Below are 22,151 nucleotides of genomic sequence, written 5' to 3'. Positions count from 1 at the left end.
GACGCATGCGCGGACAATTCTCGGATGACGGGTATCCGGATACGACAGGCAGCAGAACTGCTCGGCGTCAGCGACGACACGGTCCGGCGGTGGATCGACAACGGCAGCCTCGCGGCGGAGAAGGACGAGTCGGGCCGCAAGGTCGTCGACGGCCCGGCGCTCGCCGAGTTCGCGCGCGCCAATGCGTCGAAGTCCCCCGATCTGCTCGGATCGGAGTCCTCGGCGCGTAACCGATTCACCGGAATCGTGACCGCGGTGGTGATGGACAAGGTGATGGCCCAGGTCGAGATGCAGTGCGGGCCTTTTCGCGTCGTCTCCCTGATGAGCAGCGAAGCCGTCCGCGATCTCGGGCTCGAGCCCGGCAAGGTCGCGGTCGCCGTCGTCAAGTCGACCACGGTGATCGTCGAAACACCTGGAGGAATTTCATGAGAATGTCCTGGCGCCGGGCCACGACGGGGGCTGCCGCGGCCGCGCTCGGTCTCGGTCTTCTCACCGGTTGCGGTTCGAACGACGACAGCGGAGCCTCGGGTTCGGCCGAGCCGGCGTCCGCGTCCGCGCCGGTTGGCGACATCACGGTGTTCGCCGCCGCGTCGCTGAAGGGCACGTTCACGGAACTCGGCCAGATGTACGAGACCGCGAACCCCGGATCGCACGTGGAGTTCAGCTTCGCGGGATCCTCCGACCTCGCCGCTCAACTCGACCAGGGCGCCTCGGCCGACGTGTTCGCGTCCGCCGACACCGACAACATGACGAAGGTGGTCGACGCCGGGCTCGTCGAGGGCAGTCCCGTCGATTTCGCCACCAACACCCTGACCATCGTGACGGCACCCGGAAACCCCAAGGGGATCACGTCTTTCGCGGATCTGAACCGTGAGGGGACGCTGGTGGTCACGTGTGCCCCGCAGGTTCCGTGCGGTTCCGCGACGCAGAAGGTCGAGACCGCGTCGGGTGTCGACCTCAGCCCGGTCAGCGAGGAGTCGTCGGTCACCGACGTGCTGAACAAGGTGACGGCCGGCCAGGCCGACGCCGGACTGGTGTACGTCACCGACGCGGCGAGCGCGGGCGACAAGGTGACGGCCGTGGCGTTCCCCGAGGCCGCGCAGGCTGTGAACACCTATCGCATTGCGACGCTGTCCGCTTCGAAGACACCGGACGCAGCGCAGGGCTTCGTCGACCTCGTCACGGGACCCGACGGTCAGGCAGTGCTGGCGAGGGCAGGGTTCGCCCAGCCGTGATCCGGGCGGCGCGCGTCAGAGTCCCGTCCGGGCTTCCGGGCTGGATCTTCGTTCCGGCGGCACTGGGCGGACTGTTCGTCGTCCTGCCACTGTTCGCGATGCTGGCGAGCGTCGACTGGTCGCGGTTCTTCCAACTGGTCACGTCCGAATCCTCGCTCGCAGCGCTGGAACTGAGCCTGCGGACCGCCGCCCTGAGCACCGTGCTGTGCGTCCTGCTGGGTGTCCCGATGGCGGCCGTGCTGTCGCGCAGCAGTTTTCGCGGACTGCACGTGCTGCGGTCGCTGGTGCTCCTGCCGCTGGTGCTTCCACCGGTGGTCGGGGGCATCGCCCTGCTGTACACGTTCGGCCGGAAGGGCCTGATCGGGCAGCACCTCGAGGTCGCGGGGATCCACATCGCGTTCACCACCACCGCCGTGGTGCTCGCGCAGACGTTCGTCGCGCTGCCGTTCCTGGTGGTGAGCCTCGAGGGCTCGCTCCGGACCGCGGGCAGCCGGTACGAGCACGCCGCCGCGACGCTCGGTGCGAGCCCGACCACCGTCTTCCGGCGGGTGACGCTGCCGCTGGTGCTGCCCGGGCTGGTGTCCGGGGCGGTGTTGTCGTTCGCGCGGGCGCTCGGCGAGTTCGGGGCAACACTGACGTTCGCGGGCAGTCTGCAGGGCGTCACGCGAACCCTGCCGCTCGAGATCTACCTGCAGCGTGAGACCGATGCCGATGCGGCCGTGGCGTTGTCGCTGGTGCTGGTCGTGGTCGCGGTGCTCATCGTGGTGGGTTCGCGGGGCTGGGCGTCGAGGGCTGCAGTATGACCGGCCTGAGCGCCACGGCGCGGGTGGATGCGCGTGGCGTCGACGTGGGGTTCGACCTCGGCGAGGGCGAGGTGCTGGCTGTGCTCGGGCCGAACGGTGCCGGCAAGTCGACGGCACTGTCCGTGGTCGCAGGCCTGGTGCGCCCCGACTTCGGACGGGTCGAACTGAACGGTCGCGTGCTCACCGACACCACCCGCGGCGTCGCCGTGCCCCCGCACCGGCGCGGAATTGCGCTGCTCGCGCAGCAGGCGCTGTTGTTCCCGCATCTGACGGTGGCCGCCAACGTGGCATTCGCCCCGCGCAGTGCCGGCCGGGGACGGCGGGAGGCGCGGGCGATCGCCGAGAAATGGCTGGACGCAGTGGATGCGACGCAGTTCGCCGACCGCCGTCCGCACGAGCTGTCCGGGGGGCAGGCGCAGCGGGTCGCGGTGGCGCGGGCCCTCGCGGCCGAGCCTCAGGCCCTCCTGCTCGACGAACCCATGGCAGCACTCGACGTGGCCGCGGCGCCCGCCCTGCGCGTCCTGCTCCGACGGGTGCTGCGGGAAGGCAACCGGACCGCGGTCGTGGTCACCCACGACATCCTCGACGCGCTGGCGCTGGCCGACCGGGTGATCGTCGTCGAGGGCGGTGAGGTGGTCGAATTCGGTTCGGTACGAGACGTGCTGACCCGCCCCCGCAGTGCGTTCGCCGCGCGAATCGCCGGGCTCAATCTCGTTCCCGTGTTCGGGGCGCAGGACGGCTTCGAGACCGAGACCGGTGTTCGGCTGCACGGCCTGCCCGACGCCGATTTCGTGCCGGGTGCGCCTGCGGTCGCGGTGTTCGCTCCCCATTCGGTGGCCGTCCACCGGCGCTCCCCGGAAGGCAGTCCGCGCAACGTCTTCCGGGTGTCCATCTCGGAGATCGAGGTGCGAGGGCCGACGGTCCGGGTGCGCGCCGCCGAAGCCGGAGGCCGGTTCGAGCTCAGCGCCGACGTGACGGCGGCGTCCGTCGCGGAACTCGATCTGGTTCCGGGGTTGGACGTGTTCTTCGTCGTCAAGGCCACCGAGGTCGCCCTCCATGCCGTGCGTACTTGTTAACCGCGGGCGGTTAACAAGTACTCACGGGTGCAGGGACGCGTGCATCAGGTAGACGTTGTAGCTGTCCCACTCCGAGATCGTGAAATACAGATCCTTGTCCGTCGACCACGGATGCATGAAGCCGCCGTATGCCATCGGGTAGTCGGCCGTGTCGACGAGCGTCGCGCCGTCCGACCACACACCCTGCGGGCTCGACGACTGCCGCAGGATGATCGAGCCGCCGACGGGCTCGAGGTAGCTCATCAGCCAGGTGCCCGCGGTCGCGTCGTAGCGGACAGACAGTTCGCTGGCCACTCCACCGACGATGGGGGTGGCGAGGTGCTGGGACACCGGGGTCCACGTGCCGTCCGACCAGTACTGGTACGACGTGGTGTTGAGGACCTGATCGACCGGCACCCGGGCCAGGCCGATGGTGCCGATCCGCCCGTTGGGGGTGCCGAACATGTACACGTAGTCGCCCTGCGGCACCATCGCGGACACCTGGAATCGGGCGCCGAAGATGTTGTCCCACTTGGCATGCTGGTCCTTGGTCCAGGTCTGCCCGTTGTCGTCGGAGTACGCGATGCCGCCGTAGTTCGTGTACCACATGCCGGGGACCATGCTCCAGCGCTTCACCGACATGTAGCTGAGGTACTGACGGTCACCGATCGCGAACCCCGACGTGGGGATGGTGGTGGTCTCGAAGTTGTTGATGTGCCTGCTGTCGATGATCTCGGCGGCATGGCACCGGCTGTCCTGGACCATGCTGTCGATGGTCATGCCGTCGGACAGGTCGGTGTCGGTGCTGTGGCCGAGAACGTTGCTCCGCCAGTCCTCGCCGAACGCGCCGGGTGGAGCCCAGTCCTTGCCGAACGTGTCCCCGAACGCGACCGCGACCTCACCGGGTTTCGTCTCCCAGGTGATGCCGAGGTCGGTGCCGTCGACCTGCCAGCGTTTGTCCGTGCGGTTCTCCGAACCACGGCCCGTCAGCTGCGACACCAATTGGACGTCGCCGACCTCCGGCTTCGCCACGGGTGCGGTGAGGGAACCACGTTCGGCGGGGTTGATCTCGACGGGAGGCGCCGGCTGCGGCTCGGGTCCGGGGCCGCCGGGAACGGGGATGGGAATGGTCTCGGGACGCGGATCGATCGAGATCTTCGGGATCGGCAGCGCACTCGAGCCGGACGAACCCGACGACCCCGCGGAACCGGAAGAGCCTGCAGAGCCGGAGGACCCGGGCTCGGTCTCCGGTTCGTCGACCGGATCGGTGAGGTCGGGGCACGGGTCCGCGCACGGGTCGGCGGGAAGGTCCTGGGCGACACGCGTCTGGTCGGCGGTCGGTCCGGGGACCGGCACCGGCACGAAGTCGGGGTACGGGATCGGGATGCTCACGGTCGGGGGAATGGGCGGAAGCAGTGGACCGCCGCCCGGACTCGGCGGTTCCTTGGCCGGGTTGAACCCGGTCTCGCCGCACGCGTTCACCGGCAGCCACGGAGTGGTCTCGGCCGCGGCGGGGGCGGCGGTGAAGCCGATCGTCGCGGCCACCACGGCGGCGACGCACAGCGGCACTCCGGCCACAGACCATGACTTCTCGACCACGGGACCCCTCCAGATCGGTGGTCGGAGTACTAGTGGACCGACCTGCACGTTCGCGTTGAAGATAACACCCGGCGACGGCATCCTCAGCGCACGAGCCCGGCCCGTCCGGTCACAGTGCGGTCTCACTGTCACACAGGAGAATGTCATCGTGCACAGGTGAAACCGGTACTACCGGGACCATTGACGTCGGTGCCGAAGCCGGGCACAGTGGGTTGGGATTTCAAACTAACCGAGTGTTCGACGAGGAGAACGCATCATGACCGATCTGACCCGGGAGGCGGCGAGCGCCTTCGTCGCCGCTGCCGGCCTGGAACTCGACGAGGTGTCGGGGACGAAGGTCGTCGGCCACATCGACCTGTCCGCCGACCACCACACACCGTGGGGAGTCGTGCACGGCGGCGTCTACACGACGGCGGTCGAATCGGCCGCGAGTATCGGTGCGAGCACTGCCGTCGCCGACCGTGGTGAGTTCGCGGTGGGTGTGCACAACGGCACCGACTTCCTGCGGGCCCGCACCGAGGGGCGGGTCGATGTGGTCGCGGTGCCCATCCAGCAGGGCCGGGTGCAGCAGTTGTGGTCGGTGGTGATCACCGCGACCGACACCGGCAAGGAGGTGGCCCGCGGTCAGGTGCGGCTACAGAACGTGCCGATGCCGGGGTCGAAATAGGGCGGTTCTCAGGCGGGTTCGCGTCGGGAGTTGAACAGGACGCCGAGCAGTCCGAGTCCGTAGACCGCGCCACCCGCCAACACCAGCCCGAGTGACCGGCCGTCGGGGGCGATCACCAGGGAGGCCGCGGCGATCGACGCGATGAAGGCCACGTTGAACACCGTGTCCTGCAGGGCGAACACCTGTCCGCGGCGGTCGTCCTCGATCTCGATCTGCATCGCCGCGTCACCGGTGAGTTTGATGGACTGCCCGGCGAATCCAAGGAGGAGCGCACCGCACAGCAGCGAAGCCTGCGTGAGCGTCGCGACGAGCGTGCACTGCACGACGAGGGCGAGGATCAGGCCGCCGACGATGGTGCGCGACCGTCCGACGCGCGGAATCAGGAACGGTGTCGAGATCGCCGCCAGCAGCATGCCCGCGGCGGTGGCGCCGACGGCGACGCCGAACCCGGCCAGACCGCCCGGCAGGGCGCTGACGGTGGCGGTGTCCCGGAGTACCAGGACCATGATCAACGTGTTGACACCGAAAACGATCCGGTGCGTGCCTATTCCGATCATCGCCGTTGTGACGCCCGGTGACTGCCACACGGCGACCGCCCCGTTGCGCAGTCCGGCGGCGACGGCGCGGACCGCCCCGTATTCGGGTTTCTCGTCGGCGTGCGGGCCGAGCAGCCGATGGTGGAAGCGCGACGCCGCGAATGCGGCCACCGCGGAACCGCAGGCGGCTGTCGCGACGGCGATTCCCGAGCCGCGATCGCCGGCGCCCACGAGGGAGATGATGGCGACGGACGTCGCTGCTCCGAGTGCGGCGACGACGGAGCCGGCGGTGGCGAGCACCGAATTGGTGGCCACGAGCCAGGACCGGTGCACCACTCGCGGCAGCGCCGCCGAGACTCCCGCGAGAACGAAACGGCTCACTCCGATGGCGGCGAGCGCCAGGAGGAGGAGCGCGGACTCACCGGTCCCCGTCTCCAGCAACACGGCGGTCAGCAGAATCAGCAGTCCGCGCAGAACATTCGCCCACAGCAGCACGGCGCGGCGATCCCAGCGGTCGAGGAGCGCGCCCGCGTACGGTCCGATCACCGAGTACGGGAGCAGTAGTACCGCGAAACCGGCGGCGATCGTGACGGGATCCGTTGCGCGCTCCGGGTTGAACAGAATCGCGCCGCCGAGTGCCGTCTGGAACATGCCGTCGCCCAGCTGACTGGCGAATCGCACCGTCGCGAGGCGGGCCAGCCCGGGCGACCGCCGGAGGGTGTACGCCGTTCTGCGCCACGCCTCGCGCCGGTCGCCGAGCTGTTTCGCCATTCACAGGACCCTATCCGGCGGCCGCGACCGACCTGTCCTGCCACCACTGGACGGTCTCCTCGGCGGCGCGGTCCAGCGGGGTCGGGGCCAGTCCGAGCCGGGCCTCGCTCTCGGACGAGTCCATCACGAACGGCTCCTCGAACTGGTACAGCATCTCGGCCAGCTCGCGGCTCCCCTGGTGCACGAGCCCGCCGCCGCGGATCACCCAGCCGGGCAGGGTGCTCACCTTCGGGGCGGGAACCCCGGCGGCCTTCGCGTAGGCCTCGACCATCTGCCGTTGGGTGACGGCCGGGACGGTCGGTGCGTGCAGCACCGAGTTCCACAGCGCGGGGTCGTGGGCGGCGGCGATCATCGCGGCCGCCAAGTCGGGAACGTACGTGAACGAGTGGGGCAGGTCGGCGGAACCGAGGACGCGCATCGTCTTGCCCGCGAGGACGACGGGCACCATGCGCTCTCCGGCGTGCGCGTTCAGCACCTGCGGTCCGAAGAAGTCGGACGCGACGACGCTCACGGTGAGGGTCGAGGACTCGGCGCGGGCTTTCAGAAGCCGGGTCCGGATGCCGCGTTTGCCGGAGTCGGCCGACCGCGGCGTGTGCTCGGTCATCGGCTGGTGCGACGTGTCGTAGGAGTAGAGGCTTTCGGGGAACACGACGACGGCGCCGACGCGGCCTGCGGCCTCGAGCACGGTCTGCTCGGCGGCGGGGAGTTCGCGCTCCCATGCGTCGGCGTTGTAGGCGGCGTGGATGCAGTGGTAGACGGCGACGGCTCCGTCGAACGCCTCACCCAACGCGTCGGCGTCGGAGACGTCGACCTTCCGCCGCTCGATCAGGGGATGGTCCGGGCCGCTGCCCGACCGTGTGAGGACCCGCACCTGGCGCCCCTGTTCGGCGAGCTGCAGGGCGACGGTCCAGCCGACGGGTCCTGCTCCGGTGACGATCTCGATGTTCGACATGTCCGCTCCTGCTGTGTGAGTCGATTTCGGCGATTCGAGAGCACTGCTCTCTGTCTCATTCGAGAATGCTCCCCCTCGACCTCATTGTCAAGAGCACTGCTCTCGTTTGTTGACACCGCTCTCTGAAATTGCCACGCTGGACCCCATGCCAGGAACACCACGGGAGCGCGCCCGCGAGCAGACGTTGCAGGACATCACGAGGATCGGACGCGAACAGCTGGCCGCGGTCGGTGCCGCGGCCCTGTCGCTGCGGGCCGTCGCGCGGGACCTCGGCGTCGTGTCCTCCGCCGTCTACCGGTACGTCAAGAGCCGCGACGAACTGCTGACGCTGCTCGTTGTCGACGGATACAACGAACTCGGCGACGCCGCGGAGGCAGCCGTCGCGTCCGCCGCCGAACCGCGGGAACAGTTCCTGGCACTCGGCCGGGCGGTGCGCGAATGGGCGCTCCACGAGCCCGCCCGCTACGGATTGCTGTTCGGCAGCCCGGTTCCCGGCTACCACGCGCCCGGCGAGCAGACCACGACGCCGGGCACGCGGGTGATCTACGCCCTCGTCGGGATCTTCGACAACGCGTTCCGGGCGGGCAAGCTCGAGGCGGCCGCCGCCGCGCCCATCGACGACGAGCTCGCGGCAGACCTCGACCGCATCCGCTCCGAACTCGGACTCACCACCCCCGACCATCTGCTCGCCCGCGGCGTGCTGGTCTGGTCGGCTCTGTTCGGGGCGGTGAACTTCGAGGTGTTCGGGCAGTACGGCGCCGACACGTTCACCACACCGGGGGCACTGTACGAGCACCACCTCGCGGTTCTGGCCGAGACGGCGGGGCTGTCCGGGGCGTAAAGCGGCGAACCGGACGCAGGTCGCGTCCTCCGTCACATCGCGTCCGCCGCGGTGGGATGATGTTCAGGTGGCGCACGCAGAAGAACCCGAAGATCGAACGGCGTCGACGGAACCGGTGGTCCGGCCCGGCAGCCTGTTGGTCTCGTCCACAGATCTCGTCGAACCCGCATTCCGTCGCACCGTGATCTATGTGATCGAGCACAACGACGCCGGCAGCCTCGGCGTGGTCATCAACCGTCCCAGCGAAACCGCGGTGCACGACGTGCTGCCACAGTGGGCGCCGCTCGCCGCGCGCCCGTCCGCGCTGTACGTCGGCGGCCCCGTCAAACGGGACGCCGCACTGTGCCTGGCGACGCTGCGCACCGGTGCGCAGGCCGACGGTGTCGCGGGTCTGCGCCGGGTCCACGGCCGTGTGGTGATGGTGGATCTCGACTCCGACCCCGAGGTCATCGCCCCGCTGGTGGAGGGTGTCCGGATCTTCGCCGGCTACTCCGGCTGGACGTACGGCCAGCTCGACTCCGAACTCCAGCGCGACGACTGGATCGTGATCTCCGCGCTCGCGTCGGACGTGGTCGCTCCCGCCCGGGTCGACGTGTGGGCGCAGGTGCTGCGCAGGCAGCCGCTCCCCCTCGCCCTGCTCGCCACTCACCCGATCGACGTCGAGCGCAACTAGCCGACACACCCCGCGCACGTCCCCGGACTGTCGGGGACGGGTGGTATCAACAGAGGTGGGGAACGAGAAGTGAGGAGGACAGCACACGTGATCGACACCTGTCACGGAACATTGATCGTGCACGCGCTCTACGGAGCAGAGTGCACGGACGAGTCGTGCGTCGAGTTGTCCGCGGACCGGCACGCACTGATCATCGACTGCGACGAATTCGGCGACTGCGTGTGCTCGGCGGAGTTCGCCGAGCAGCTGCGTCACGCATCCTGAGAATCCACCTCGAGCGTCACCCCGACCTCCGACAGGCGTCGGCGCAGTTTCGGAAGATGGCTGCCCGGCCAGTACAGCTGCGCACAGTCGCGGCATCGACTGAACTCGTGTTCATTACCCGCGACGCCCGGTGGCGCCTCGGCGAGCGCTTCGGCACGGGGAACGGGCGCGAGAAGGCCGTTGCAGCGCGCGCACCGCGTGAACGGTGAGATCCGCGACCGAAGGTCGAAGCGGTCCAGCACTTCCCGCAACTGCCGGCGTGGGTCGGTTTCGTGCAGGAACGCGCCGTGGGTGAGCGCCGACCTCTTGAGTAGGCCCGTGTCCCGGGTCAGGACGATGCGATGCTCGGACAGGGAGATGTTCACCAGTTCCGGGTCGGCGAAGTCGTTGCGGTAGCGGGTGTCGAATCCCAGCAGGCGGAGGTAGCGGGCGAGTCGGCCGAGATGCACGTCGAGCACGAACGTCGGGTCCCGCAGCGGTCGGGGACGCAGTTTCGTGACTCCGGTCAGCTCGAGTCGCTCGAACATCGGGTACACCGCGACCCGTTCGCCGCCGCGCAGCAGGTGCGCGAAATCGACCGACACCTCGTCGACGAGGATCAGATCCACCTCGGTGTGCGGGACGCCCAGCGCCTCGATCCGGTCCTTCACCGACGGGGTGCCATCGAATTCGTGCTCGAACGTGCGCTTGCGCCGCAGCGGCGGCAGAAAGTCGTTCAGCTCCTCGTAGAAGCGGAACTCGCAGTGACGAAGTGGCTCGGGCATCGGCATTTCACATCCCTCATGCCACAGTACTGGCCGACTCCTCGCGGCTGCGCCTCGAATACTTCTGCGCGAGCGCGGCGCAGACGATGAGCTGGATCTGGTGGAAGATCATCAGCGGCAGCACTATCAGCCCCACCGGATGTCCCGCGAACAGGACCGAGGCCATCGGCAGACCAGTCGCGAGGCTCTTCTTCGATCCGCAGAAGACGATGACGATCCGGTCGGGGACGGAGAATCCCAACTTCCGACCGGCCACTGCCGTGACGGCGAGTACGACAGCGAGGATGACGAAGCACACCAGCACGACACCAATCACCTGCCACACCGTCACCGTGTGCCAGATTCCCTCGGTCATGCTCGCGCTGAACGCGGAGAAGACCACGAGGAAGATCGAGCCGCGATCCACGATCCGGGTGGGTTCGGAGTACTTCTGCAACCAGTCGATGACGAACGGCCGGATCAGCTGGCCGACGAAGAACGGCAGGAGAAGCTGTAGCACGATGTCGAGGGTCGACGAGAAGTCGACGTGGGCGTCACCGGTGGTGTTCATCAGCAGGATCACCAGCGCCGGTGTCACGAACACACCGATGAGATTGGAGAACGACGCGCTCACGATCGCCCCGGCCACGTTGCCCTTGGCGATGGACGTGAACGCGATCGACGACTGCACCGTCGACGGAACCAGGCACAGGTACAGGATGCCCGTGTACAGGTCCTCGCTGAGCACCCCCGGCACGAGGATGCGCAGCGCGAGCCCGATCAGCGGGAAGAGCACGAACGTCGCGGCGAACACGACGGAATGCAGCCGCCAGTGTTTCAGCCCCTTCAGCGCCTCCTGCGGCGACAGCCGCGTGCCGTACAGCAGGAACAGGACGCCGATCGCGATCCGGGTGGCCCAGTCGAGCACCGTCTGACCGGTCCCCGACACGGGGAAGACGGTCCCCAGGATCGCCACGGCGACGATGCCGAGGACGAACCCGTCGAGGTGGAACCGGCTGAGAAATTTCACTGCGTCAAGGGTAGAACGGCGTGGTCACGACCCTTCGTGCGGACGCTCAGCACCGCGAGGACGCCGCACAGGACGGCGCCGATGATCGCGAGTTCGATGATGGCGACGTGCATGCCCTGGACGGTGATGGCGATGCCCGCGCAGATGGACGGCACGGCGAGACCGACGTAGCCGACGGTGAAGAACGCGGCGAGCGTCCCGCCCTGGGCGTCGGGGGCGTGCTCCGCGGCGGCGGCACCCACCGCGCGCATCGCTCCGGCGAACGAGAGTCCGTGCCCCACACCGACGATGACGGTCACGACGCACAGCAGGACGAGGGACGGCACGAAGTCGACGACGAGCAACCCGATCATGCCTGCGCCGACGGCGCCGATGCCCAGGGTTCGGCAGAGCACGGTTCCGAGCCGGTTGGCCACGAGTTGTGCGGTCACCGAGCAGATCATGACCAGTGCGGCGGCACCGCCGGCGACCACGAGGTTGCTCACGCCGAGCAGGCCGATGATCCACGTCGGGACCACCGACTGGAACAGGCCGACGGCACCCCACGCCAGTGCGACTCCGAGGGAGGACAGCCAGAACACCTGACGGATGGGTGCGGGGACGTGCGGGACCTGGAACAGCTGGGTGGGGCGGGACTGCCCGCCGGTGGGTGCGGGGAGCAGCAGCACCATGATCAGTGCAGGCAGCAGTGTCAGCGCGAACAGCACGTACGGCAGGACGAGGGCGTGCGGAAGGTACTGCGCGACGGCCCCGCCGAACAGCGGGCCCAGCGACGCACCGAGTGCGGTGGTGAGGGTGGCGGCGAGACCCGCGCGGCGGAGGTTCCGGGCCGGTTCGTGCTCGATGAGGGCGGCGGATCCGGCGGCCGAACACGCACCGACGGCGATGCCCTGGGCGATTCGGCCGAAGAACAGCCAGATGGTCGAGTCGGCGAACGCGAGGACCAGTGCGCCCAGCAGGCTGAAGGAGATGGCGGCCAGCAACACGAAACGGCGTCCGAGTGCGTCGGACAGCGGGCCGAAGAACAGCAACGAGGGAAGCAGTCCGGCGACGTAGACGGCGAAGATCAGCGTCTGGACCAGAGGGGTGAATCCGAACTCGTGGCGGTAGAGCGAGTACAGCGCCGTGGGGATGTTGGCGCCGAGGAGCAGCACGACGAGGAGGTAGTTCAGGCCGTGGAAGTGGCGGCTGGTGGTGCGGACGGTGGAGGTGGGGACGGTGTCGGCGTGAGCGGTTGACGTGGACGTGTGGGGTCGCCTCCTCGGGCTGTCCGAATACATGGGACGTCCTACGTAGTTTAGGCGGGCCGGTCGGGAGTCGCGAGCCGGCGAGGTGTGAGGATGAGTACATGGCAGTGGTTCGGCGCGAATCCGCGTATCAGCAGTCCCTGGACTGGATGCGTGGCCAGATCGCCCAGGGCGACTGGACGGTGGGCGAGCGCATCCCGACGGAACCCGAGTTGATGACGCTGCTCGGGGTCGGGCGCAACACCGTGCGCGAGGCCATCAAGACCCTGACGTCGACGGGCATCCTCGAGATCCGGCGCGGGTCCGGGACGTTCGTGCGGGCCCGCACCGACATCGGCGGGCTGCTCGGGCGACAGGTCGCGGTCGCCGAGATGCTGAACGTCTTCGAGGTCCGGCGGGCCCTCGAGACGGAGGCCGTCCGGCTGGCGTGCGGTCGCCGCACCGACGAAGACCTGCGGTCCCTGTCCGCGCTACTGGAAGAGCGGCAGCGAACGACGGATCAGCCGTCCCGGTTCGCGGACGCCGACCTCGCATTTCACCTCGGGGTCGTGGAGGCCGCGCACAATCCGGTGCTGTCCGACCTGTTCGCGGGGATCCTCGAACCCACCCGCGCCACCTACGACTTCACCGAGGGCGTCCACCCCCCGTCGCTGACCACCGACGACCATCGCGCCGTCATCGACGCGATCGCCGCCCGCGACGCGGACGCCGCGGTCCGGGCCGCCCTCGGCTACCTCGACCGCGTGCTCGACGCGGTGCACCAGGCCTCCCGCCCGTGAGTGGTTAGCGAGTCCCTGCACTCCCGGGCCACTCACGGGTGGCGGAGCCGCCTGTCGGCGAACGTGTTGAGCGCCCCGGCCATGTCCTCGGCCCGTGCACTGGTGACTGTCAGCCGGTCGCCGCACGCCGTCGTGACGATCACGGCGGGACCGCTCCTCGTCACGACGCCGTAGTTCCGCCGGCCCTTCACCTTGAGTCCCCAGCCTCCGAAGTCGTCGAACGGCTTGATCACGTCGACGCGGGCGCCCTCGATCTCGTCGACGCCGTACTGCAATGCGGTCATGCCCATGTTCACCACCCGGATGCCGGACGGATCGACGATCACCCGGAAGCGGAGCAGGCTCACCACCAGCAGCCCGACCGGAACGAACACCGCGAGCGGCCACCACCCGTCGACGAGCAGACAGACGGCGACAGCGGGCGCGACACCGAGCAGCAGGAGCAGCACCAGCGAGCCGACGGTGCCGAAACCGACCGTGTCCGCGACCGTCGCCGGGTCGTCGGCGCGCGGCAACCGGGGGTCGGGGGGACTTGTGGCGGACACCCGGGGCCGGTAGTCGCGCAGCAGGGCGGCGCCGAGCAGGCCGACGACCGCGCCGATCACGACGCCGAGGCCGAGCGACCACAACGGCAGTTGGGTATGAGCGGCGTCGGTGATGTCGAGTTGGACGTAGAGCAGCACCACCTGCACCGTCAGGATCAGGCCGACCACGGACAGTCCGACGACGAGCATCGTGCGGCGCATCATCAGCATCGCCTGGGCCAGTGCGGCGATCGCGGCACATCCGCCACCGAACAGGACCGTCACCAGGGCAAAGGTCCAGGCGCTCGACATCGGGGTGGCGAAGCCGTCGGGCGAGGTGGTGGTCCAGTGGGTTGCGATCTCCGCGGGCAGCCGCGGTTCCCAGATCTTCGTGAGGACGACCCCGAACAGGGCGGCGAGGACCGGCAGCAGGAGACCGAAAACTGCGCCTGCGGGGTCGACGACGCGCGAGGACTTCACCGGACGGGCCGTCTGCAGCCGGTCAGGACGGCTGGCAGGCGCCCTTCAGCGCGCACGCACCGCAGGAACTGCCGCACCCGCCGGTGTCGGCAGCGGGCACCGCCGCGGCGGCACGGGCACCGAGTGATCCGCCCGTCGCCGCGGTGAGAGCGGCAGCCACGACGCTGACGAGGACGGCACCGATTCCGAAGACTCCGCCGATCAGGATTCCAGCGATTCCGCCGATCACGAGGAGCCCGGCCGCGGCGAGCAGGGTGGGCCCTGCGACCTTGTTGGCCAGCGCAAACGTCTGATCGTCGCGCATCGTCTCGGGGGTGCGGACACCCGCCCACCGGTTGCGCGGGAGGCGCTCGGCGAGGCCTGCAACGGCGACACCGGAGACAGCGACGGCGAGCACGAACAGCACGACGGAGGCAATCAACACGAGACCAGGATACGGCGGACCCGGACGCGCAGGTGAGCCCGGGTGGGGTGAGGCTCTACCCTGGTTGACGGTATCCCCCTAATTCAGAATGTCAGCCAAGTAGATAGCGACCACAGTGACCGAGCACGTGCAGCCCGCCAACCCGTCCGACGCGACCCCGCAGCACCGCTACACCGCGGAGCTCGCCGGCCAGATCGAGCAGCGCTGGCAGGACCGGTGGAGCGAGGAGGGCACGTTCAACGCGCCCAACCCGGTCGGTCCCCTCGCCGGCGACGTTCCCGCGGACAAGTTGTTCGTGCAGGACATGTTTCCGTACCCGTCGGGCACGGGTCTGCACGTGGGCCACCCGCTCGGCTACATCGCCACCGACGTGTTCGCCCGCTATCACCGCATGCAGGGCCACAACGTGCTGCACACCCTCGGCTACGACGCGTTCGGTCTGCCTGCCGAGCAGTACGCGGTGCAGACGGGCACGCACCCGCGGACCACCACCGAGGCCAACATCGTCAACATGAAGCGGCAGCTGCGCCGCCTCGGGCTCGGCCACGACGAACGCCGCACATTCGCGACCACCGACACCGACTTCTATCACTGGACGCAGTGGATCTTCCTGCAGATCCACGACGCGTGGTTCGACAAGGAGGCGGGCAAGGCCCGGCGGATCTCGGAGCTCGAGGCCGAGTTCGTGTCGGGTGCGCGCTCGCTGGAGGACGGACGGGAATGGGCGTCGCTGTCCGTGTCCGAGAAGGAGGCCGTCCTCGACTCCTATCGCCTCGTCTACCACTCCGATTCGATGGTCAACTGGTGCCCCGGTCTGGGCACGGTACTGGCGAACGAAGAGGTGACCGCCGACGGTCGCAGCGACCGCGGCAACTTCCCCGTGTTCCGTAAGCACCTGCAGCAGTGGATGATGCGCATCACCGCGTACTCGGACCGTCTGGTGGACGACCTGGAGTACCTGGACTGGCCCGAGAAGGTCAAGACCATGCAGCGCAACTGGATCGGGCGCTCGCACGGTGCGCAGGTGAAGTTCCAGGCGGACGGTCATGAGATCGAGGTGTTCACGACGCGTCCGGACACGCTGTTCGGCGCGACGTACGTGACGCTGGCGCCGGAGCACGAACTGGTGGACGACATCGTTGCGGCCCAGTGGCCCCAGGGTGTGGATTCGCGCTGGACCGGTGGTGCCGCAACTCCCGCCGAAGCGGTTGCGGCGTACCGGAAGTCGATCGCGGCCAAGTCGGATCTCGAGCGTCAGGAATACAAGGAGAAGACGGGCGTCTTCCTCGGCACCTACGCGGTGAACCCCGTCAACGGGCACAAGTTGCCGGTGTTCATCGCCGACTACGTCCTCACCGGCTACGGCACGGGCGCCATCATGGCGGTCCCGGGTCACGACCACCGCGACTACGAGTTCGCGACCGAATTCGGTCTCGACATCGTCGAGGTCATCTCCGGCGGCGACCTCACCAAGGACGCGTACACCGGCGACGGCACTATCGTGAACTCCGATTTCCTGAACGGCATGAGTGTCGCCGATGCCAAGAAGGCGATCACCGAGCGTCTGGAAGCGGACGGCACCGGCAAGGGCACCATCCAGTACAAGCTGCGCGACTGGCTGTTCGCACGCCAGCGGTACTGGGGCGAGCCGTTCCCGATCGTGTACGACGCCGAGGGCAACGCGCACGCCCTGCCGGAATCGTCTCTGCCCGTCGAACTCCCGGAGGTCGAGGACTACGCACCCGTGTCGTTCGATCCCGACGACGCGTCCTCGGAGCCCTCTCCCCCGCTGGCGAAGGCCGTCGACTGGGTCAACGTCGAACTCGACCTCGGCGACGGGCTGCAGACGTACCGCCGCGACACCAACGTGATGCCGCAGTGGGCCGGCAGCTCCTGGTACCAGCTGCGGTACATCGACCCCACCAACCCGGACGTGTTCTGCGACAAGGAGAACGAGCGGTACTGGACGGGTCCGCGCCCGGAGATCCACGGACCCAACGATCCCGGCGGCGTCGACCTGTACGTCGGCGGCGTCGAGCATGCGGTGCTGCACCTGCTGTACTCGCGGTTCTGGCACAAGGTGCTGTTCGACCTCGGCTACGTCAGCTCGAGCGAGCCGTACCGCCGCCTGTACAACCAGGGCTACATCCAGGCGTACGCGTACACCGATGCGCGCGGCGTGTACGTGCCCGCCGACGAGGTGGAGGAGAAGGACGGCAAGTTCTTCCACCAGGGCGTCGAGGTCAACCGCGAGTACGGGAAGATGGGCAAGAGCCTCAAGAACTCCGTGTCGCCGGACGAGATCTGCGAGGAGTACGGCGCCGACACGCTCCGCGTGTACGAGATGTCGATGGGCCCGCTGGACACGTCCCGCCCGTGGGCGACCAAGGACGTCGTCGGTGCGCAGCGCTTCCTGCAGCGCGCGTGGCGGGTGGTGGTCGACGAGGAGTCCGGTGCACTGCGCGTCACCGACGACGCCCCGGCGGAGGACACGCTGCGCGCGCTGAACAAGGCGATCGCCGGTGTGAGCGAGGACTACACGGCCCTGCGCGACAACACGGCGGCGGCCAAGCTGATCGAGTACACCAACCACCTCACCAAGGCGTACCCCGGCGGTGCCCCCCGCTCGGTGGTGGAGCCGCTGGTGCTGATGCTGGCACCGCTGGCCCCGCACCTCGCGGAGGAGCTGTGGTCGCGGCTCGGGCACGAGAAGTCCCTGGCCCACGGCCCCTTCCCGGTGGCCGAGGAGAAGTGGCTGGTGGAAGACACCGTCGAGTACCCGATCCAGGTCAACGGCAAGGTCCGGAGCCGCGTGACCGTCGCGGCAGACGCCCCGCGCGAGGAGATCGAGAAGATCGCGCTGGCCGACGACAAGATCGTGGCACTCCTCGACGGCCAGGATCCCCGCAAGGTGATCGTCGTTCCCGGCAAGATGGTCAACATAGTGCGCTGACGCGCCCGTGAGTACTTGTTAACGTCGGGCGGTTAATTAGTACTCACGGCAGGATCGTCGTATGACCGTTCTCAAAGCCGTGATGGCTCCCCGCGACGAGACGGTGGTCGACGGGTTCAGTGAAGTCGACGTCTACGACCTGCCGACCGCGTGCACCGCGGACGTCACCGGTATCTACCTCAGGTGGGACGTCGATCAGGAATTCCTCGTCGAGCAGCGGGACTTCCTGAACTCTTTCGTGGTCCGCGGCGGCCGGGTCGTCGTCAACGGGCACGTGCAGCGCGTCTTCCTGGACGGACTGACCCGGTGGCGCAAGCTCGAGTACCGCGGCCCTGCGGACCTGGCGCTGACGCGTGTGACGGAGCACCCGGTGTGGGCCGGGACCGATCCGAAGGCGTTTCTCTACAACACGGGGCGCCGCGGACCGGTGGCGTTCGCCGAACTCGAACGCATCGGCGTCGCGGGGTTCTACGGCCGCGGCTGCTATCTGGACCTGCCAGACGGCGCGCGGGTGGTGCACACGATCGGTCGCACCCGCGCCCCGATCGACTACGAGTACCCGCTCGGCGCCGGCCGGGTGCTGGTACACGGCGGCAACGACCTGCTCCAGTTCTCGAGTGCCGATCGCGGCACCGCCGACCTGCGGCCGCAGATCGTCCGATGGCTGGAGGTGAGATGACCCGCGCCGCGACCGTCGCCTTCCTGCACGGTGGCAGCCACGCCCAGCTGGCCACTCTCGCCGACCCCGCCCTGGAGCCGTACCGGATCCGCCCGGTGCACGTGCGCACCGGCGACCTCGGCGACCTCTGCGACGTGGACGTCCTGGTGGTCGTCGACCGCCTGCGCCCGGACCTGCTGACACGGTGGACCGCGGCGATCATCGACTGTCTCGGTCGCGGTGCCACGGTGGTCGTCTTCGGCGAGAACCACTGCGGGGACTGGCTTCCCGGTGTCCGCGAGGACAGCCGCCCGACCGTGTTCTGGTGGTGGCGCACCGGCGAGGATCACCGACTGCGTCTGCGTTCCCCCGACCACCCGGCGTGGGACTACTTCTCCGAACGCTCCGTGATCTGGCACTACCACGGCGTCCTGGAGCCGCCGAGCGGCGCGGTGAGCCTGGTCGACCTCCACACCGAGCACGGTGAGCGCGACGGTTCGATCCTGTTCGTCGACGAGACCACTACCGCGGGGCGGCTGCTCGTCACCACGATGGACCCCGTGTACCACCACGGATCCGGGTTCATGCCCGGCGCAACGCAACTGCTGTATTCGGTTCTGCGCTGGGCGTGCGCGCCCGTGAGTACTTGTTAACCACCGGCGGTTAACAAGTACTCACGGGTGGTTTGACACATGGGTGCAACTCGTCATCGAGGCAACCGACCTTCTCGGTCTGCAGCCGGGAGACGCGACCACGGCGCGCTGGGTTCTCGACTGCACGGCGACCCCGACGCTGACGGGTCTCGACCTCACCGGACCGTACGTGCAGGGCCGGCCGGGGCGGTTCGTCTACCTGTCGTGGGGGACGCTCGATGCCGACGGCCGATTCGACATGTTCCGCCGGGCGAAGTTGATGTGGACGCGGTGGATCCGGCGATTGCGGACGCGGCGTCGGCTGCCGGTCGCATCACGGCGCGACTCGGGCTCACCGACGCCCGGGGAAATCCGCTGTGCGCTGCGGTGCGTCCGCCGTTGGTCGAGTGGTCGGCGTAGCCGATCGCCGTACCCCCTGCGCGTAGGGTGAGGGTATCGGCGGCACTTCGTACGCGAACGCCCGAGATCGCGTCGCCGCCGACAGAGATATCGGTCGCATTGCGGCCGAGGCGGGAGCGTCGTCATGACGCTACAACAGGATCGCAATTTTCCCGGTCGTCTTCACGGCGCCCATACTCGTGGCGGCCCGGCGCAGTCGCCGCGGCTTCGGTTGAAGCCGGAAGCGCCCGGTGCCGGCACGGTGGACGGCGCCTGGTGGCCCCGGTCCCGTGACCTGACCGTGGAGATTGCGGATCTGGTTGCGCTGGTGGCGGTTCGGGTGGGTGTGGTCGATCGGGTCGTGTACGACATCAAGGCCTGGCTTCCTGCGCCGCGCCGGGTCACGGTCGCGGGGCGGTCGGTGCATCTCGACGGCTACGAGTACCAGCCGCTCAACACCCTGTACGTGAGCGGTCTGAAGCGGACGAGGTTGACGCTCCTGGTGGTGCCCCCCGAGGCCGATGCCCGCTATGCCGACTCGACGATGCACACGGCGGCCAACCCCAACAGTGCCCTGACCGCCGACGAACTGCTGATGTCGGGCATCAGGGACGGCTTCGACCGCACCACGAGCGCGAAGGGACGTGAACGATGACGCACGACGACAACATCACGCACTCCGGTCGTGGGCTGGGACTTTCTCGGCCGGCCGACGGTGGGCAGCCTTTCGACGCACCCACCCGGACCCCGAGACTGCTTCTGCGCGCTCGCGGCGAGGTGTCGGAGGGCGTCGACGGGGCGTGGTGGCCCCGAACCACCAATCTGACCACCGAACTGCACGACCTGATCAGCGCGTTGACGGATCGAGTGGGAACGACCGAACGCGTCGCGTTCGACTGGAACTCGCTGAGCATCTCGCAACGCGGCATCGACCGGCGGGACGGCATCGAGGTGTCCGGCCCGGATCCGGATCAGCCGCCCGACATCATGTACGTCTTCGGTACCGACGGACGTCGCCTCGACATCTTGATCGTCGGGCCCAATACCGACGCCGACAACGCTTTCGAGGCGATGCAGCGGGCTGTGGGTCTCGCTCCGGACCAGTAGTCGCTATCGGCTCTCGGCGTCGTGGAGGGCCGGCGGCCGATCGACGTGACGGGGACGCTTCTCCCGCATCCACGGCAGTGCTGCGGACGCGATCAGGACGACGGCCATCCCCGCCCACTGCACCGGCGACAGTTGCTCGCCCAGCAGAATCTGGGCGGCCAGCACCCCGACCACCGGTTCGAGCAGTCCGAGGAGGCTGACCGAGGCCGAACCGAGCGCGCGTACCGCGATGAAGGAGCAGCCGATCCCGATCGGCATCAGCAGGAGCCCCTGGAACAGGATGGACCCCCACCCGCTGGGTGCGAACGTCCAGGACTGTCCGTCGACGACGGCGATAATGCCGGTGGCGATTCCGGCGCCGAGTGACGCCAGTCCCCCGGCGGCGACGGGGCTGACCTGGTGTACCCATCGTTCCCCGACCACCAGATACAGGGCGTACCCGGCAGCGCTGAGGAGGGCGAGTACCGCCCCGTTCACGGCGACGGCGGAGCTGCCCGCGCCTGCGACGAGCGCGATGCCGCCGGACATCGCGAGGGCCAGCACCAGCTGACCGCGGTGGATCCTGTTCCGGGTGAGCACCCAGACCAGCGCCATCACGAACAGCGGGTAGATGTGGACGATCACGACCGCGATCTGGGCGCCGGTCACGCGCACTGCCGCAAAGAAACACAGCAGCTGGATGCCGAACAGCGGGCCGCAGATGAAGCACAGCCCGACAGCGGATTTCCAGGTCACGCCCGTCAGTCGTCCGGTCGACCAGGCCAGGAGTAGCAGGAGTGCGGCACCGACGAGGCTGCGGAGGCAGACGAGGACGGCCGGCGACACTCCACCGGCGTAGCCGATCGCGGCGAACGTCGGCGTGAGTCCGTAGGCGACCGCGGAGGCCGCACCACATCCCCAGGCGAGGGCACTGCGGCCGCGGGTGGTGCTATCGCCCATGGACTCGAACGCGCCGAGCGGTCCGCGGTGGTCGGGTCACCATGTCCGCGGCGCGACGAGTTCGTCGTGAACGAACTGCACGAGAACCTCTTTCATGGCGGCGACGGTCATGTTCGGTGCGCCGGTGAGCACCTGGATGGCGGTCCCGTCGGTGAGCGCGGTCAGCCGCTGCGCGATGGTCTCCGGGTCGACGTCGGTGCGGAAGATCTCCTGGCGTTGTCCGCGACGGACGATCTTGACGACGGTTTCGTGCCAGCGCGCGTAGTAGGTGTTGTGGAACGGGCGGAGTTCGGGTCGCAGCGTGGCCTCGGCCCAGAACTGCAGCCAGATGGACCACTCGTCGCGCAGTGGCCCGACGCGGGGCAACTGCATGTCGATCAGGCGGAGCAGCCGCTCGTGGGCGTTGTCGATCGCCTTGAGTTCGCGGCTCTGCCGGTCGAACGCGTTGTCGATGGCGTGGCGGAGGGCAGCCGTCAGGACGTCGCTCTTGCCGGGGAAGTAGTAGTGCACCGCCCCGGTGCTGGTGCCGACGACCTGTGCGATGTCGGAGATGCGGACCGAGTGGTATCCGCGCTCGGCAATCAGCTGAGCCGCGGCATCGAGTATCGCCGTTCGACGCGCGTCCTCGGTGACTTGAGCGGTCACTGTCCCTCCTTCGATTAGTCATCTGACTGATCCATCAAATCATACGCCTCAAACTGACGCATCAGTCAGACAGCGCATCCCCTGCGTGAAAGTGGTCGACTCCGGGGACTCCCCTGCATAACAGCAGCTCAAACCATCTCAATGAGCAGAAGAACCATTCGGCCGGCGAGTCAGTTTCCGGAAAACCCTTGACAT

General features: G+C 68.5%; 24 protein-coding genes and 1 pseudogene. 15 read left to right on the top strand and 10 right to left on the bottom strand.

Annotation, left to right across the window (positions count from 1 at the left end; all coding sequences use genetic code 11):
• The first annotated feature begins 24 nt into the window (after positions 1-24).
• Genes PSR88_RS18480 through PSR88_RS18465 form a run of 4 tightly spaced genes read left to right on the top strand, consistent with a single transcriptional unit; the run spans position 25 to position 3,114 of the window.
• Positions 25-429 (top strand): molybdopterin-binding protein, encoded by a 405-nt coding sequence (locus PSR88_RS18480; RefSeq protein WP_009476721.1) that lies wholly within the window; start codon positions 25-27, stop codon positions 427-429.
• Entirely contained in the window at positions 426-1,235 is an 810-nt protein-coding gene (modA, locus tag PSR88_RS18475) for a molybdate ABC transporter substrate-binding protein (protein ID WP_016884724.1), read from the top strand. Before PSR88_RS18480 ends, modA begins: the two co-directional genes overlap by 4 nt.
• Entirely contained in the window at positions 1,232-2,038 is an 807-nt protein-coding gene (locus tag PSR88_RS18470) for an ABC transporter permease (protein ID WP_016884725.1), read from the top strand. Before modA ends, PSR88_RS18470 begins: the two co-directional genes overlap by 4 nt.
• Positions 2,035-3,114: a sulfate/molybdate ABC transporter ATP-binding protein gene (locus tag PSR88_RS18465; protein WP_016884726.1), complete on the top strand. Its 1,080-nt coding sequence runs from the start codon at positions 2,035-2,037 to the stop codon at positions 3,112-3,114. The genes PSR88_RS18470 and PSR88_RS18465 overlap by 4 nt, the downstream gene beginning before the upstream one ends.
• A 21-nt stretch (positions 3,115-3,135) precedes the next feature.
• On the opposite strand, the gene PSR88_RS18460 is transcribed toward PSR88_RS18465, so the two are convergent.
• On the bottom strand, positions 3,136-4,671 hold the full coding sequence (locus PSR88_RS18460) for a DUF4185 domain-containing protein (RefSeq protein WP_016884727.1): 1,536 nt from the start codon (positions 4,669-4,671) through the stop codon (positions 3,136-3,138).
• Between the two features lie 277 nt (positions 4,672-4,948).
• Here PSR88_RS18460 and PSR88_RS18455 point away from each other — a divergent pair, with 277 nt between their 5' ends.
• Positions 4,949-5,359, top strand: a complete 411-nt coding sequence (locus PSR88_RS18455; protein ID WP_009476716.1) for a PaaI family thioesterase — start codon at positions 4,949-4,951, stop codon at positions 5,357-5,359.
• Positions 5,360-5,367: 8 nt separating this feature from the next.
• On the opposite strand, the gene PSR88_RS18450 is transcribed toward PSR88_RS18455, so the two are convergent.
• Both PSR88_RS18450 and PSR88_RS18445 read right to left on the bottom strand, forming a co-directional pair.
• Positions 5,368-6,666, bottom strand: a complete 1,299-nt coding sequence (locus PSR88_RS18450) for an MFS transporter (RefSeq protein ID WP_009476715.1) — start codon at positions 6,664-6,666, stop codon at positions 5,368-5,370.
• 10 nt (positions 6,667-6,676) lie between these two features.
• Positions 6,677-7,618: an NAD-dependent epimerase/dehydratase family protein gene (locus tag PSR88_RS18445; protein ID WP_009476714.1), complete on the bottom strand. Its 942-nt coding sequence runs from the start codon at positions 7,616-7,618 to the stop codon at positions 6,677-6,679.
• A 145-nt stretch (positions 7,619-7,763) separates the two neighbouring features.
• On the opposite strand from PSR88_RS18445, the gene PSR88_RS18440 reads away from it, so the two are divergent.
• The 3 genes from PSR88_RS18440 to PSR88_RS18430 all read left to right on the top strand — a co-directional run bounded on the left by PSR88_RS18440 (position 7,764) and on the right by PSR88_RS18430 (position 9,396).
• Positions 7,764-8,459 carry a TetR/AcrR family transcriptional regulator gene (locus PSR88_RS18440; protein WP_009476713.1) on the top strand — a complete coding sequence of 232 codons (696 nt, stop codon included), beginning with the start codon at positions 7,764-7,766 and terminating at the stop codon, positions 8,457-8,459.
• Positions 8,460-8,526: 67 nt separating this feature from the next.
• Positions 8,527-9,132: a YqgE/AlgH family protein gene (locus PSR88_RS18435; RefSeq protein WP_009476712.1), complete on the top strand. Its 606-nt coding sequence runs from the start codon at positions 8,527-8,529 to the stop codon at positions 9,130-9,132.
• A gap of 87 nt (positions 9,133-9,219) precedes the next feature.
• Positions 9,220-9,396: a hypothetical protein gene (locus PSR88_RS18430; protein WP_009476711.1), complete on the top strand. Its 177-nt coding sequence runs from the start codon at positions 9,220-9,222 to the stop codon at positions 9,394-9,396.
• Here the strand turns inward: PSR88_RS18430 and PSR88_RS18425 are convergent.
• Genes PSR88_RS18425 through PSR88_RS18415 form a run of 3 tightly spaced genes read right to left on the bottom strand, consistent with a single transcriptional unit; the run spans position 9,384 to position 12,449 of the window.
• Positions 9,384-10,166 (bottom strand): Mut7-C RNAse domain-containing protein, encoded by a 783-nt coding sequence (locus PSR88_RS18425; RefSeq protein ID WP_016884728.1) that lies wholly within the window; start codon positions 10,164-10,166, stop codon positions 9,384-9,386. The genes PSR88_RS18430 and PSR88_RS18425 overlap by 13 nt on opposite strands.
• A 10-nt stretch (positions 10,167-10,176) precedes the next feature.
• On the bottom strand, positions 10,177-11,169 hold the full coding sequence (locus tag PSR88_RS18420; RefSeq protein ID WP_016884729.1) for a bile acid:sodium symporter family protein: 993 nt from the start codon (positions 11,167-11,169) through the stop codon (positions 10,177-10,179).
• A complete protein-coding gene (locus PSR88_RS18415) occupies positions 11,166-12,449 on the bottom strand; it encodes an MFS transporter (RefSeq protein ID WP_016884730.1) in 1,284 nt (427 codons plus the stop codon). Before PSR88_RS18415 ends, PSR88_RS18420 begins: the two co-directional genes overlap by 4 nt.
• Positions 12,450-12,517: 68 nt before the next feature.
• Here PSR88_RS18415 and PSR88_RS18410 point away from each other — a divergent pair, with 68 nt between their 5' ends.
• Complete coding sequence (locus tag PSR88_RS18410; RefSeq protein WP_011596230.1) at positions 12,518-13,195, top strand: FadR/GntR family transcriptional regulator; 678 nt, start codon at positions 12,518-12,520, stop codon at positions 13,193-13,195.
• 32 nt (positions 13,196-13,227) lie between these two features.
• On the opposite strand, the gene PSR88_RS18405 is transcribed toward PSR88_RS18410, so the two are convergent.
• Complete coding sequence (locus tag PSR88_RS18405) at positions 13,228-14,199, bottom strand: DUF1648 domain-containing protein (RefSeq protein WP_011596229.1); 972 nt, start codon at positions 14,197-14,199, stop codon at positions 13,228-13,230.
• Between the two features lie 22 nt (positions 14,200-14,221).
• Entirely contained in the window at positions 14,222-14,623 is a 402-nt protein-coding gene (locus PSR88_RS18400) for an SdpI family protein (protein WP_016884731.1), read from the bottom strand.
• Between the two features lie 115 nt (positions 14,624-14,738).
• Between PSR88_RS18400 and leuS the strand changes: the two genes are divergently transcribed.
• The 6 genes and pseudogenes from leuS (at position 14,739) to PSR88_RS18370 (ending at position 20,372) form a co-directional block, all read left to right on the top strand.
• Positions 14,739-17,576, top strand: coding sequence for a leucine--tRNA ligase (gene leuS / locus PSR88_RS18395; protein WP_016884732.1), 2,838 nt, complete (start codon positions 14,739-14,741; stop codon positions 17,574-17,576).
• A 61-nt stretch (positions 17,577-17,637) separates the two neighbouring features.
• Positions 17,638-18,255: a hypothetical protein gene (locus tag PSR88_RS18390; RefSeq protein WP_009476704.1), complete on the top strand. Its 618-nt coding sequence runs from the start codon at positions 17,638-17,640 to the stop codon at positions 18,253-18,255.
• Positions 18,252-18,887, top strand: a complete 636-nt coding sequence (locus PSR88_RS18385; RefSeq protein WP_016884733.1) for a hypothetical protein — start codon at positions 18,252-18,254, stop codon at positions 18,885-18,887. The genes PSR88_RS18390 and PSR88_RS18385 overlap by 4 nt, the downstream gene beginning before the upstream one ends.
• Positions 18,888-18,930: 43 nt before the next feature.
• Positions 18,931-19,286 (top strand): annotated as a pseudogene (locus PSR88_RS18380) (DUF5990 family protein).
• A gap of 124 nt (positions 19,287-19,410) precedes the next feature.
• A complete protein-coding gene (locus PSR88_RS18375; protein ID WP_011596225.1) occupies positions 19,411-19,920 on the top strand; it encodes a DUF5994 family protein in 510 nt (169 codons plus the stop codon).
• Complete coding sequence (locus PSR88_RS18370) at positions 19,917-20,372, top strand: DUF5994 family protein (protein ID WP_009476700.1); 456 nt, start codon at positions 19,917-19,919, stop codon at positions 20,370-20,372. Before PSR88_RS18375 ends, PSR88_RS18370 begins: the two co-directional genes overlap by 4 nt.
• Positions 20,373-20,375: 3 nt before the next feature.
• On the opposite strand, the gene PSR88_RS18365 is transcribed toward PSR88_RS18370, so the two are convergent.
• Together PSR88_RS18365 and PSR88_RS18360 are read right to left on the bottom strand one after the other, a co-directional pair.
• The gene (locus PSR88_RS18365; protein WP_016884734.1) at positions 20,376-21,311 is read right to left on the bottom strand and encodes a DMT family transporter; all 936 of its coding nucleotides are present in this window, start codon (positions 21,309-21,311) and stop codon (positions 20,376-20,378) included.
• 36 nt (positions 21,312-21,347) lie between these two features.
• On the bottom strand, positions 21,348-21,956 hold the full coding sequence (locus PSR88_RS18360) for a TetR/AcrR family transcriptional regulator (RefSeq protein ID WP_009476698.1): 609 nt from the start codon (positions 21,954-21,956) through the stop codon (positions 21,348-21,350).
• Positions 21,957-22,151 lie beyond the last annotated feature (195 nt).

Origin of the sequence: Rhodococcus sp. DK176 (assembly GCF_038447315.2) — a bacterium.
Taxonomy (GTDB): Bacteria; Actinomycetota; Actinomycetes; order Mycobacteriales; family Mycobacteriaceae; genus Rhodococcus_F; species Rhodococcus_F jostii_A.
Note: the sequence above shows the minus strand (reverse complement) of the source record. Positions and strands in the feature narration are given on the sequence as shown.